This window comes from Streptococcus mitis, assembly GCF_946190115.1.
Lineage (GTDB): Bacteria > Bacillota > Bacilli > Lactobacillales > Streptococcaceae > Streptococcus > Streptococcus mitis_CO.
On record NZ_CAMHZG010000091.1, the window covers coordinates 1 to 208 of the forward strand.

The following is a 208-nucleotide window of genomic DNA, read 5'->3' on the forward strand; positions in this document are numbered from 1 at the left end:
TAGCATCTACATCAGCAAGTACTAGCGCCGTAGCGTCTACCTCAGCGTCAACAAGTGCCGTAGCGTCTACCTCAGCAAGCACAAGCGCAGTAGCCTCTACATCAGCATCAACAAGCGCCGTAGCGTCTACATCAGCAAGCACAAGTGCTGTAGCGTCTACCTCAGCGTCAACAAGTGCCGTAGCGTCTACCTCAGCGTCAACAAGCGC

General features: G+C 54.3%; 1 pseudogene. It reads right to left on the reverse strand.

The annotated features are described in order from the left end of the window. Window positions 1-208, reverse strand: a pseudogene (locus N8L90_RS09520) (adhesive domain-containing protein); the annotation flags it as partial.